Consider the following 11,031-nt stretch of genomic DNA (forward strand, 5'->3'; position numbering starts at 1 on the left):
TAGTATGAAAATACGTGGCCGGCGGGAGCGCGGTCAGGATGCAGGGAGCGCCGGCCGGATTGTTCTTTTATACGGAGTCAGCCTTCGAAGTCATGTGTACGCGTAAGATCCTCCTCCTCTCAGCCTGCCTTATTTTTCTGAACCTGTTCCTTCCGTCCGCCCACGCCCAGATCATCGTCAACACGACGATCGACGACGACGACCCCAGTCCCTCCGACGGCATCTGCGACACGGGAAGCGGCAGCAACCTGACCGGTCTGTGCACGTTCCGAGCCGCCATCGAGACGGCCAACGCCATGGCGGGGACGGACCAGATCCACTTCGACATCCCCGGCACGGGGCCGCACGTCATCGAGCTCACGAAGAGTTCGAGCTTGCAACTGAACATTACGGAGACGGTAGAGATCGACGGCTACACGCAGCCCGGCGCCGTGCCGAACACGAACCCGGCCCCGGAGGCGTTGAATGCGCAGCCGATGATTGTCATCCGGGGCCTCCCCGCCGGAAATAGTGTGAACATTTCCTCTTCCGCCGCCGGCACCGTCATCCGGGGGCTGGTCTTCCAGAACTTCGGCGGCAACACGGCGCTCATCTCGAATGCCGAAGGGGTACGCATCGAAGGGTGCTTCATCGGCACGAGCGCCGACGGAACGACGGCGATGCCCAACGCGCAGGGCATACAGATCTCGGGAGCCAATTCGGTCCTCGGCGGGCTCGACCCCGAGGACCGCAACCTGATCTCGGGCAACCGCGGCGAGTTTGTCAGCGGCACGGCCGTCCTCATCACCGAAGGAGCCGACGACACCGTGGTTCAGGGCAACCTCATCGGCGTCGACATCACGGGGACGGAGGCCCTGGGCAACGGCGGCGCCGGCCTCTCCGTCGATGCCAACCGCGTGGTCATCGGCGGCGTCGAAAACGGGGCGCCCAACGTGATCTCGGCGAACGAGGGCGGGGGTATCAGTCTCATCTTTCCGGCTTCTGATGCCGTGATACAGGGCAACCTCATCGGCGCCGACGTCACGGGAACGCAACCGCTCGGCAACTGGAGACAGGGGATCTCGATGAGCGGCGCCGGACACCTCATCGGCGGCGACGCCGACGGAGCCGGCAACCTCATCGCCGCCACGGCCGTTGGCGACGGCCTGCCCGATGTGCACGGCCAGGGCATCAGCATCGCAAAGGGAAACTTCAGCAACCCGGAGCCTACGGACATCACCATCGAAGGCAATCGGATCGGAGTCAACTTCACGACCTCGTTTTTTACGAACGAGCATGAACTGGGCAATGAGAACAGCGGGATCTGGATTGAGGACGCCGCCGGCATCACGATCCGCAATAATATCATCGCGCACAACGACGGCAACGGCGTTCTGCTGCGGGATTTTGGCGCCTCTTCTCCCCGGGGCGTCGAGATCACGGAGAACAGCATCTATGACAATGACGGGCTGGGCATCGAACTGGGCAGAGACGGCGTCACGCCCAACGATTCGCTCGACGTGGACGACGGCCCCAATGGATACCAGAACTTCCCGGTGATTACGTCCGTCTCGGGGTCCACGGTCGAGGGCACGTTGCACAGCGAGCCCAACCAGACCTACCGCATCGAGTTTTTCAGCAATGACCAGCGGGATCCGACGGGCTTCGGGGAAGGGAAGACCTTCGTCGGCTCCATCGAGGTGACCACCGACGCCGACGGCGACGCGCCGTTTTCGCACACGTTCGGTTTCTCGGTAGACAACGTCACCGCCACGGCCACGAACCTGGCCACCGGGAACACGTCCGAGTTTTCGGGCATCCCGGTGCTGACGGTTAACGCCACCGGCGATGCTCCGGACATGAACCCCGGCGACGTCGTCTGTGATACGGGCAACCTCGTCATGCGCAATGGAGAGAGCGAACCCGAGTGCACACTCCGCGCCGCCATCGAGGAGGCCAATGCCTACGAAATGCCGCCCATCGCCATTCATTTCGACATCCCCGCCGACGACGACCCGGGCTGTGACGGGGACGGCGTCTGTGTCATACAGCCGGAGACGAACCTGCCCGCCGTGCAGTCGCAGATCGAGATAGACGGGTACACGCAGCCCGGAGCGAAACGGGCCACCAACGCTATTGACGAACCCCTCAACACGGTGCTGAAGGTCGTGCTCGACGGCGTCGAGGCCTCCGCCGATGAGAAGACGCCCATCGGCATCCATCTGGCCGGGAATCAGAGCGAAGTGCGCGGCCTGAACATTCGCGGCTTCTGGAGCGCCGAGAGCGACGGCGGGGCCGGGGTGTTCATCACCGGGAATGAGAACCGGGTGGCGGGCTGCTTCATCGGAACCGACGTGACCGGAACGGAAGCCACCGCGCTGTCCTTCAACGGAATCGGCGTTGAAGTGGGCGATACTTTCGATTTTCCCGATGCTATGGACGATGTCATCGGAGAAGACGATTTCAACCTGATCAGCGGCAACCGCTTCGCCAACATCTCTCTGGTCGGCAGCGGCCATCGGGTCGTGGCGAACTTCATCGGCGTCGACGCCGCCGGCGAGGCGGCCCTGAGCGATGCCTCGAGCTTGGAGGACGGCGTCCTTGTGAACGGCGAAGATATTTTCATCACCGACAACCTGATTTCGGGACACGCCGGGGCGGGCATCTTCATCGAAGCGAGCGAGCGCGTCGTTGTGGCGCGCAACGACATCGGGCTCAGCCTGAGCGAGAAGCCGCTCGGCAACGGGAAAGAGGGCGTCGTTGTGGGGGATATGTTCTTTAGCTCCCAGGACGTGCTCATCGGGATCGACCCGGACGGGTTTGGCGGCGACGGCAACCGCATTGCCTACAATGGGGGCAACGGGGTCGCCATCGTGGACGGCGACAACGTGTTGATCTCGGAGAACGCCATTTTCGAGAACGGCCTGCTGGGCATCGACCTGATCGGCGACGGGCCGACGCCCAACGACCCACAGGACCCCGACACGGGACCGAACGGCCTGCAGAACGCGCCGGTCATTACGGGGGTGACCGTGACGGGGACCCAGACCACCATCACCGGCATGCTCGACAGTACGCCGAACTGGCCCTTCAGCATCGACGTCTATGAGAACGAAGCGCCGGATGAATCGGGTTACGGGGAAGGACAAACGTATGTGGGGACAACGACCGTGGCCACCGACGCCATGGGAGAGGCCGACTTCACCCTGGTCGTGAACAAGGTGTTGACGGGCTTCATCACGGCGACGGCCACGAAGCTGGACGTGCCTTTCCCATATGAGTCGGTGGAGGGCGGGCCTACGTCCGAGTTTTCGAGCGCATGGCTGGTCGCCGGCCTCGAGTTCGGCGATGCGCCGGAGACGGGCACGGACCAGGACCCCGTGCCCCACGGCTACCCGACCATGCTGGCATCCGATGGCGCGCGGCACGAGGCCGTCTTCTCCATCCGCCTCGGCGACCGGCTCGACCCCGAGGTCGACGGCAAACCGACCATCCTCGTCGACGGCGACGACCTCGACGCCGGCGACGACGACGACGGCCTGCTGTTCGAGACGCCTCACCTCTTCCCGCATCCCATCCTGGGGCCGGGCACGCAGCCGATCCCGGTCCTGTCTCCCGGCCTCCACTCGCTCATCGCGCTCAACACCGTCTCGGGTTACCTCAACGTCTGGATCGACTTCAACCGCGACGGCGACTGGGACGAAGTCGACGAGCACGTCGTCGATGAGGTCTTCGTGAGCACCGGCCCGGTGCGTCCCGAGGTGCCCGTCACCGTGCCGGCGGCCGTCGACCTCGGGCTCTCGGTTCTGCGCGCGCGCTTCACCACGGTGGCCGACGCCGCCAACACGGTCACCGGCATTGCGCCCGACGGCGAGGTGGAGGACTACCTGGTGCAGCTGTTGCCCGGCGGCACGGCCATCGACTACGGCGACGCCCCGGACGACCGCGACGCGCCCCGCTATCCGACGCTCATCGGGGCCACCCTCACCCCGCCCGCCGCCCACATCATGAGCAACCTCGTCCTCGGAGAAAAAGTCGACGGCGAGCTCGACGGACAACCCGACGACGACGCCGCGGGCGACGGGGACGATGACGACGGTGTGACGTTCACCACCCCGCTCCTGCCGGGCCAGACGGCCACCGTCGAGGTCACCGTCACGGATGTCACCGGGGGCAGCGGCTACCTCAACGCCTGGCTCGACTTCAACCGGGACGACGACTGGGACGACGCCGGCGAGCAGGTCATCACCGACGAGCTGCTCACGCCGGGCACGCACATGCTCACTTTCAGCGTGCCCGACACGGCGATGACGGGGAAGACGTATGCCCGTTTCCGCCTCGACCCGCAGGGCAGCCTCGGGCCCGCGGGGCTGGTTTTCGGCGGCGAGGTGGAGGACTATGCCGTGACGGTGGGCACGGCCACGCCCGTCGAGCCGGAGGCGTCTGTGCCGGTGGCCTCACGCCTGTATCCGAACTACCCCAACCCGTTCGCCCGGCAGACGACGATCCCGTACGACGTGGCGGCCGCCGCGCACGTCCGCCTGGAGGTCTACGACCTGCTCGGGCGGCGGCGCGTCACGCTGGTCGATGCCCCGCGCGCGCCCGGCCGCTATGAGGCCCGCCTCGACGCTGCCGGCCTTCCCGCCGGGGTCTACGTCGTGCGCCTGACGGCGGGCGATTTCCGGGCGCACCGCACCCTCACGGTCGTGCGCTGATGTGGAGGGAGGAAGGCGGCGGGCTCAGCCTTCACGCACCTCGTGGCGGTAGTGCACGTTGCGCGCCGCGAGGTAGTCGCGCACGAAGGCGAAGCACCCCTCGGCGCGGCCCACGAGCTCGGGAGGGAAGACGCCTTTCCCGGTGAAGCGCCCTTCGAGGAGGAGGTGGGCGGCGGCGGCGGCCGTGAAGCCCGTCGTCCGCGCCATCGACGAGAGGCCGGTGACGGGGTCGCGCTCGTCATAGAGGTGATAGACGTGCGTCACCGGGCGGCCGTCCTCCTCGCCCTCGACCGTCACGCGCATGATGGTGAACTCGTCCTCGTCCGGTTCGAGCCGCCACACGTCGAAGAGGATCGCCGAGGTGACGTCGCGCGGGGCGACCTCGGCGTCCCCCACGCGGATCGGCTGCTCGCCGAAGAAACCCGACGCCTGCAGCGCCTGAATGAGCCGGATATGGCCGGGATAGCGGAGCGTCTTTTCCTTCATGTGGGGGATGTGACGCATGGTGAAGAGCAGCGACCGGAGCCCGTCGGTGTTGAAGGCTTCGAGCGTGCCCACGGCGTCGAACTCGACGAACTCGGGGTCGGAGAGCGCCGGGCGCACCACCACCTCTCCGTGCTCCACGTAGCGTGCCGGGCGCGTGTACTCCTCGATGACGTCCACCGGGGAGAAGGGGGCCTTGTACGCGAAGGGCCACACGCGCCGCTTCGGAAGGCCGCCCACGAGACACTCGAAGGCATGGACCGTCATGCGGGCGTCGTGGTGGCCCAGGATGAGGTTGTCCATCCCCGGCGCCACGCCGATGTCGACCAGGGCCGTGACGCCTTTTTCTTTCGCCAGGGCGTCGAGGTCGAGGGCGTTCTCGGGGAAGAAGGAGATGTCCACCACGTCCCGCCCGGCTTCGAGGACGGCGCGGAGCGTGGCGAAGCCCATGAAGCCCGGCACGGCGCACACGACGAGGTCGAAGCCCGCCACGGCCTCGCGCACGGCTCCGGCGTCGGAGAGGTCCGTGAGGCGCGTGCCGAGGCCGTGCGTTTCGGCGAGCGTGCGCAGGGTCGCCGCGTCGCGGTCGGCGGCCGTGACGTCATGGGCGCGCGCGAGGTCGAGCGCAATCGCGCGGCCTACCCTGCCCGCGCCGAGGACGATGATCTTTGCCATGCGAGATTCCGTTGGATCGGTGTTCGAAAAAGGACGCCAAGATACGAAAGGGGGCGCATCGTGTGTAAGGGCGCCTCATGCGCGAAATACGCGCGTCGCAACACGTTCTCACGATGCGGGCATGCGCCGGGTCAAAGCGCAGGGGGGCTTCCCGTCAGAAAGCGAAGAGCTTCGTCACCTTGAGCGTGAGGGCGCGCTCGAGGACGGCGTTCGCCCGCGTGTCGCGGCGTTCGGAGAGGACGAGGAAGACGTCGCTCAGCGGCGCGTGGATAAGGTTCACCCGCACGTTCGTGACCACTTCCTCGGTGGCGCGGTTGTACTGCACGAAGGCGCTCGTGAAGAGCTTCGTGGAGAAGGCATACCGGAAGCGGAAGCCGAAGAGGTCGGCGTCGAAGGCCTCGCCCTCTCGGGTGATGCGGTTGTGCTCGGCGAAGAGGTTGAGCGAGAGGTGATAATCGACGCGCCAGAGCACGTCGGCGCGGGCGCTTCGGCGGGCGCCGTCGAAGAAGCCGCCGCCGCCGAGCGAGAGGCGGGCCGAGAGGGGGCGCGAGGCGGTCGTCTGCGTCTGCACCTGCACGTCGGTAAAGGTGTACTCGCCCGCCTCGAACGACGCTCCGGAAACGAGCGTGAAGCCGGACGAGAGTCGCTCAAACGTGTTTTTGACCTCGATGCTCGCGCGGCTTCCCTCGATGAACTCCAGGGCGAGGCCGGCCGTCGCCTCGCGTGTTTCGAGCCGCCCGCCGAGGTCGGTGATGGCGGTGGCCTCGACGTACGGGTTGAGTTCCTGAAAGAGCCGCATCGCCGGTCGCGGGTGAATGCCGAGGGTGGCGTAGGCCTGCCGCATCGCCCGCCGGCGCACGAAGCCCACCTCGGGGTTGAAGGCGTCGCCGACCTGCTTGACGAAGGCGGCCGTGTCCCAGTACGTGTCGCGCCAGCCCACGAGCACGCGGCCCGCCGTCGCGTCGCCGTCGAGGCCGGGCGTCTGCGTGGCGGCGGCGTAGGCGTTCACGATCATGTGCCGCATCAGCCGGAAGTTGGCGTCGACGCCGAAGGTGCGGTTGTACCGGTCGGCTTCGCTCGTGGCCTGCCGGTTGATGAAAAGGACGCCGACGTCCGAGCTGCCGAGCACGTTCCGCCGCACGCGCACGACGCTGAAGTTTTCGGCGGGCACGCGCGTGGTGTCCGCGCCGACGAGCGTGACGGGCTGCGTCTGAAGGTTGAGCAGTCCGAGTTCGAAGGCGCCCGCGCGCCCGGAGAGGCGTCCGCCGCCGAGCACGGGCACGAGCCGCCCGCCCGAGAGCCCGATGCGGCGCGAGTGGAAAAGCGTGAACGCCCGTGTGGAGCTGCCGGTGCGCTGCGTGCGCTCGGCCACGTCGCCGAAGGTGAAGATGCCCTCGTTTTCGAGGAAGAAGTCGCGTTTTTCGGGGAAGAAGGTGGGAAAGCGCGTCAGGTTGATCTGCTCCTGATCGACCTCGACCTGTGAGAAGTCGGTGCGGGCCGTGAGGTCGAGCGTGAGGCCGGGGGTGAGGCTGTACTTGAGGTCGCCTCCGGCATCGAGGCCGTAGGCGTCCGCGCCGGGCGGCAGGAGCGTGCCCGTGGTGCGGTTGCTCTTCACGTACGGTTTCACCTGCAGGTTGCGCACGGGGCGCAGGCCCGTCAGCCCCGTCAGCGTGCCGGCCTCGGACATCTTGTAGAGGCGGTCCGGGCGGGCGAGCGGCGCCCAGTAGTCATCTTCGTTCAGCCGCCGGATGCGCCGGAGGAAGTTGACTCCCCACGTCTGTTCGGCCTTCGTCGGGTCGTATCGGAGCGTCGAGAAGGGGAGGGCCATCTCCAGCGTCCATCCGCGCTCGTGGATGCGCGCCTTCACCTTCACGATGCCCTCCCACGAGCGGTTCACGTTGCGCCCGTCGTTGAAGGCCTGAAAGTCGGCGATGCCGCCGCGCGGGTTGACCGCGAAGAGGAACGCATTGCGTCTGTCGTGGAACGTGTCGAGCGTCAGCCCGAAGAGGTCGCTGTCGCGCGTGGAGAAATCCTGGTCGAGGCTCGGCACGGTGAGGCGTTCGGGGTGCTCGTCATAACAGACCACGCCGATGTACAGATAATCGTCGTCGTAGAGGATGCGCACGACGGTGGGCTCGGAGGCGGGCGCGCCGGGCTCGGGCTGGTACTGCGTGAAGCCGGTGACGGAGTCGGCGCGTTGCCAGGCGGGTTCGTCGAGGTAGGCGTCGAGCGTGATGGGTGCGTCGATGCGGACGGCGCGCACCGTCGGGCGCGGGAGCGAGGACGGATCGGCGAGGGGGGGGGCCTCGTGCGTCATCGCGGGTTGCGCCGGCGCGCGCGTCGGCCACGCGCAGGCGAGCAGCAGGAGAAGGACGGAGAAACGCATGATCCGGGGAAGCGGGGATCGCGGGGGGCGGCCTCGAGCCGCACGGAGCGGGTTGAAGATGACGCTTCCCCTCGACAAAAGCAATGAGGGGAAGCAGGGGGCGTCTAAAGCACCCCTTGCCCCCCCGCTGCGTTCCCGAAGGCGGCGCAAAACGGAGCCTAGCGGATCCGCACGAGATAGATGGCCTGCTTCTTTTCCCGCCGCCCGTCGTCGTATTCGTATGGAATCAGCCGGTCGCCTTCACGGAGCCACACGGTGTCCTCGAAGTCCGCCTTGTCGGTTTCTCCGAGCATGAGTTCGCCCCGGTCGTTGACGCGCCATTCCGAATAATCCACGTCTTCCTCGTCATCGTCAAAGGCGCGCGTGACGACTTTGAGGCGGTGATCGTCCATGAACACGAAACGGATGTCGATCTCGTCGAGAAGCCCGCTCGCGGCCTTCATCGCGATGCGTTCGAGGGAGGAGTCGGCCTTCTTTTCATCCAGGTCGACCACGAGCTTCCACGTGCCGGAGAGGTCTTTTTCATACACGCGGGACTGCGCGTGCGCCGCCGTGAGAGCCGGCACGAGAAAGATCAGGAGGAGCAGTGCACGTTTCATCGTAAATCACCGGGTTTTTTTCTGAGGAGCACATTCTTCCTTTCGCGGAGACGCTCCGAAAAGTTACACGCGGCGCCGGGCTTTCACACAAATAGTGCGGGGCGAAGAACGCAAGCCCGGCGCAGGCGTTGACACCCGAGCATCCGAAACGCTCTGGTCCCGTCCGCCCATGTCCGAGAAAAAGAAAGAGTGCCCCTCGTGTGCGTTGCCGGTAGACGCCGACGCAGAGACGTGCCCGTATTGCGGGTATGAGTTCCCCGTCCAGAAACCCGCCGTCAAGCTCGTCGCCGTGCTCATGGTGTTGCTCCTGCTCGGGTGGTTCGCCGTGGGCTGTTGACCGCGCCGGGCGACAGAACTTTCGGCGGGATGCGCGGTGTCAGGAATCGGCCGATAATCGAAACACATGAACGCCTCCCCATGAAGGTCTCCCCTACCCTCCTCGGCGGGCGCACGCCCGAAGCTTTTCTCAAGGAATACTGGCAGAAAAAGCCGCTTCTGATTCGAGGGGCCTTTCCCGGAATCGTCGCGCCGGTGACGCCGGAGGATCTTGCCGGGCTGGCATGCGAGGAAGAGGTGGAGGCGCGGCTCGTGCTCGAAAAAGGCGGGGCGTACCCGTGGGAAGTGCGGTATGGGCCCTTCGATGTGGAGGACTTCGAGGACCTGCCGCCGAAGCACTGGACGCTCCTCGTGCAGGAGGTCGACCGCCACGTAGCCGCCGTGGCCGAACTCCGCGACCACTTCCGGTTCCTTCCGAACTGGCGCATCGACGACGTGATGATCAGCTATGCGCCCGAGGGCGGCGGCGTCGGCGCGCACGTGGACAACTACGACGTCTTCCTCGTGCAGGCGAAGGGTCGCCGCCGGTGGCGCATCCATCACACGCCGGTCGAGGAGGAGATCCTCGTGCCCGACCTCGACGTGCGCATCCTCGCGGACTTCGAGCCGGACGCCGAGTGGGTGCTCGAACCGGGCGACATGCTCTACCTTCCGCCCCGCATCCCGCACGACGGCGTGGCCCTCGACGACTGCCTGACGTGCTCCGTCGGCTTTCGCGCGCCGAGCCACGTCGAACTGGTCACGGGTTTTCTCGAAGACTGCCTCGTCACGCTCGACCCGACGGTCCGATACGCCGACCCGGCGGACCTCACGCCGCCGGCGCATCCCGGCGAGATCACGCCCGAGGCGCGCGCCGCCGTCCGTGAGGTGCTCCGCTCACTCGTCCGCGACGACGCGGCGCTCGACGCGTGGTTCGGGCGTTTCATCACCGCGCCGAAGCGGGGCGAAGGCATCGTCTATGAGGAGGGGGGCGACGATGAGGAGGGGGCGGTCTTCTCCCCGGAGGGCCTCGTCTCGGCGCTTCGGCAGGGCGCGCGGCTGCGCCGGACCGCCCTCTCGGAACTCGCGTTCCTCCCCGACCGGGGCGATGAAGCCACGCTCTTTGCCGCGGGCGTTGCCTATCCCATGCGTCTCGAACGCGCCCGCCTGATCACCGGCACGGAGCCGCTCACGGCGGCGACGCTCGGGAGCCATCTCGAAGATCCGCACTTCACGGAAGTGCTGGCGGCCCTCGTCGCGGCAGGCGCGCTCGTGGTCGAAAGATGATCACCCGCCCGTGCGGGGCAGGCTCCGCGGACATAACCCGGCAAGAATGCTTCGAACCATCCATGCCGATCCTCTCCGCGATGAGAAGGGAACGCAAAAAAAGGGAGGCCCGCCGGAGCAAGCCTCCCCTTTCGCATTTCACAACGATGCGGTCGTTCAGATGCCCAGGTCTTTTTTCTTGAGGACGAACACGCCCTCCTGTCCGCTCGTCACCACGATCACGCCGCTCTCGAAGTACGGATAGTTGCTCCATGAACCGCCGAACGTCGGCGCGTCGTCGCCGTACGGGACCGTGTCGAAATACCCCACCGGAACCGGCTTTTCCGCGTCCGTGATGTCGTAGATCCGAAGCCCGCTCACGTAATTCGACTGATACATCAGGTTGCCCTTGATGTACAGGTTGTGGTCGATGGAAGGGTTATCGGAGACGTATTCTTTCACGAGTTGCGGGTCTTCGAGGTCGGCCACGTCCCAGATGAGCGTGCGCGTGCCCTCGACCTTGCCCTGCAGCTCGTCGAGTTCGTCGTTCATGAAAAAGTACCGCTGATCCTCGGTGAGCCATCCCTGATGCGAGTAGCCCACGTTCGGGTAC

At 66.3% G+C, this 11,031-nt stretch carries 7 protein-coding genes; 3 read left to right on the forward strand and 4 right to left on the reverse strand.

The features are described 5' to 3' along the window. Window positions 1-92: 92 nt before the first annotated feature. Window positions 93-4,694, forward strand: coding sequence for a GEVED domain-containing protein (locus AC1HIY_RS03175; protein ID WP_479575259.1), 4,602 nt, complete (start codon window positions 93-95; stop codon window positions 4,692-4,694). Between the two features lie 24 nt (window positions 4,695-4,718). Here the strand turns inward: AC1HIY_RS03175 and AC1HIY_RS03180 are convergent, their stop codons facing one another. The 3 genes from AC1HIY_RS03180 to AC1HIY_RS03190 form a co-directional block, all read right to left on the reverse strand. After that, complete coding sequence (locus tag AC1HIY_RS03180) at window positions 4,719-5,852, reverse strand: saccharopine dehydrogenase family protein (protein ID WP_479575260.1); 1,134 nt, start codon at window positions 5,850-5,852, stop codon at window positions 4,719-4,721. Window positions 5,853-6,006: 154 nt separating this feature from the next. Further along, window positions 6,007-8,238 (reverse strand): carbohydrate binding family 9 domain-containing protein, encoded by a 2,232-nt coding sequence (locus AC1HIY_RS03185; protein ID WP_479575261.1) that lies wholly within the window; start codon window positions 8,236-8,238, stop codon window positions 6,007-6,009. A gap of 158 nt (window positions 8,239-8,396) precedes the next feature. Next, on the reverse strand, window positions 8,397-8,837 hold the full coding sequence (locus tag AC1HIY_RS03190; protein WP_479575262.1) for a hypothetical protein: 441 nt from the start codon (window positions 8,835-8,837) through the stop codon (window positions 8,397-8,399). Between the two features lie 169 nt (window positions 8,838-9,006). Between AC1HIY_RS03190 and AC1HIY_RS03195 the strand changes: the two genes are divergently transcribed. Continuing rightward, complete coding sequence (locus AC1HIY_RS03195) at window positions 9,007-9,174, forward strand: zinc ribbon domain-containing protein (protein ID WP_479575263.1); 168 nt, start codon at window positions 9,007-9,009, stop codon at window positions 9,172-9,174. 80 nt (window positions 9,175-9,254) lie between these two features. After that, a complete protein-coding gene (locus tag AC1HIY_RS03200; RefSeq protein WP_479575264.1) occupies window positions 9,255-10,439 on the forward strand; it encodes a cupin domain-containing protein in 1,185 nt (394 codons plus the stop codon). 156 nt (window positions 10,440-10,595) lie between these two features. Here the strand turns inward: AC1HIY_RS03200 and AC1HIY_RS03205 are convergent. Then, a partial coding sequence (locus AC1HIY_RS03205) for a choice-of-anchor B family protein (protein ID WP_479575265.1) occupies window positions 10,596-11,031 on the reverse strand: 436 nt, incomplete at its 5' end.

This window comes from Rhodocaloribacter sp., from assembly GCF_056451265.1.

Excerpts from the sequence above, each read along its gene's own strand:
- AC1HIY_RS03200 (WP_479575264.1), top strand. The coding sequence starts at position 9,255 with ATGAAGGTCTCCCCTACCCTCCTCGGCGGGCGCACGCCCGAAGCTTTT.
- AC1HIY_RS03180 (WP_479575260.1), bottom strand. The coding sequence starts at position 5,852 with ATGGCAAAGATCATCGTCCTCGGCGCGGGCAGGGTAGGCCGCGCGATT.
- AC1HIY_RS03185 (WP_479575261.1), bottom strand. The coding sequence starts at position 8,238 with ATGCGTTTCTCCGTCCTTCTCCTGCTGCTCGCCTGCGCGTGGCCGACG.
- AC1HIY_RS03195 (WP_479575263.1), top strand. The coding sequence starts at position 9,007 with ATGTCCGAGAAAAAGAAAGAGTGCCCCTCGTGTGCGTTGCCGGTAGAC.
- AC1HIY_RS03175 (WP_479575259.1), top strand. The coding sequence starts at position 93 with ATGTGTACGCGTAAGATCCTCCTCCTCTCAGCCTGCCTTATTTTTCTG.
- AC1HIY_RS03190 (WP_479575262.1), bottom strand. The coding sequence starts at position 8,837 with ATGAAACGTGCACTGCTCCTCCTGATCTTTCTCGTGCCGGCTCTCACG.